Source organism: Bartonella sp. MR100HLJHH, from assembly GCF_042194215.1.
Lineage (GTDB): Bacteria > Pseudomonadota > Alphaproteobacteria > Rhizobiales > Rhizobiaceae > Bartonella > Bartonella grahamii.
Map to the genome: position 1 here is coordinate 1 of NZ_JBHIMR010000060.1, position 1,455 is coordinate 1,455.

2 protein-coding genes are annotated in these 1,455 nt (G+C 38.9%); both read left to right on the top strand.

Annotated elements, in window-relative coordinates:
• Positions 1 to 873: hypothetical protein (locus ACFIJ7_RS09435; RefSeq protein ID WP_375645180.1), on the top strand; the 873-nt coding region annotated here is incomplete at its 5' end.
• Positions 857 to 1,270 carry a hypothetical protein gene (locus ACFIJ7_RS09440; RefSeq protein ID WP_375645181.1) on the top strand — a complete coding sequence of 138 codons (414 nt, stop codon included), beginning with the start codon at positions 857 to 859 and terminating at the stop codon, positions 1,268 to 1,270. The genes ACFIJ7_RS09435 and ACFIJ7_RS09440, both read left to right, overlap by 17 nt.
• The last annotated feature ends 185 nt before the right edge of the window (positions 1,271 to 1,455 follow it).

Consider the following 1,455-nt stretch of genomic DNA (forward strand, 5'->3'; position numbering starts at 1 on the left):
TTGTGGAATACGCGCGTTGAAGAAGAGCTAAACGATTTTGCTGATAAAAAAGAGCACATATCGCAAGTTCGTAGTGAGGCTGGTAAAAAAGGTGCAAAAGCAAAAAACAATATAAAACAACATATTAATAATTTTGCTGAAGCAAATGATAAGCAAAACGTTTTTTTTGCTGAAGCAAACGATAAGCAAAATCAAGCTATAAAGAACCAGAATAAGAATATATATAAAAAAACTAATACTATCGTATTAGCAAAAAAAGAAATTGGTTCTGAAAGTTTAGAAACAAACGATTTGGTTGACGAGCCAACAGAGGTTGCTGCTGTTGAAACCACATCAGAGCAAATCACAACCTCATCAGACAACCAACCTCCCATTCACGAGCAAGAGAACGTTCCCAAAAAAGCAAAACGAGCGAAAGCTAATCGCGGTTGTCGATTGCCAGATGATTTCAAACCTAATTTGCAATACGCAATCGATAAAGGCTTAACCCATGATGAGGCGCTGTTAGAAGTCGAACGGTTCAGAAATTTTTGGCTGGCAAAATCCGGAGCAAATGCAAACAAAACAGATTGGCCGGCGACATGGCGAAACTGGATTATACATCCAGAGTACGGAGCGCTATCCAAGAAACAAACACAAACACTTAGAGGTTATCATGGAAAATTCACTCAGAAAACTTTCACAGAACAGCTTGCAGAAGGCTTCAACGAACTCACAGATCATCTCTCATCTGGAGAAGATTATGGAAATGATCAGTCCGGGGTATCCATTGACGCTGAAAGCTGGGAATACATTGACGAAACAGGAGGAAGCGCAAACCTTAGATGCTTGCAATCGTCTACAAGCGTTGCTCTCTGTGAAAGCTTCAGTTAAGCAAATTGAGCAAGCTTCTTTCCTACTCTCAAGCATGAGAGTCCCTGCGAACACAGATTCCAAAGCCGTTGTCCTATCCTATAGCATGATGCTGGAACGGATTTCAGCATATGCTCTGAAAAAGGGCGTCGAAGATATCGTAACTGGTCAAGCAATTGGGATATCAAAAACATTTATGCCAACTTGTGGAGAGCTTTTAACTTATTGCCAGACACTAGAAAATACCCTTCTTTCAAAAGCCGAAAGTGTACGTAGAGCAATTGAAAACACACGTGAGAAAGCACTCAAAGAAAAAACAACGAAAGAGCATTTTCGACCACTAACGCTTGTTCACAAGCAAGAGCTTGAAGAAACTTTAAATGGTCTTGGGGGAGCAGTGAAAAACATTGCAAGTTAGCAAAATAGTGAAAAGTGCTGATCATTTTGGGATTAGACATGCGTTTAAATCGACAAAAAGATACCATACAAAGCGATTTAAAGATTTTACGATGAAAACCATATCTATAATATAAAACGCTCTGTACGGTCAAATTTTAGGTAAATAGACCAATTGGTAAAATTATGGACTAAAAACATGAGAAT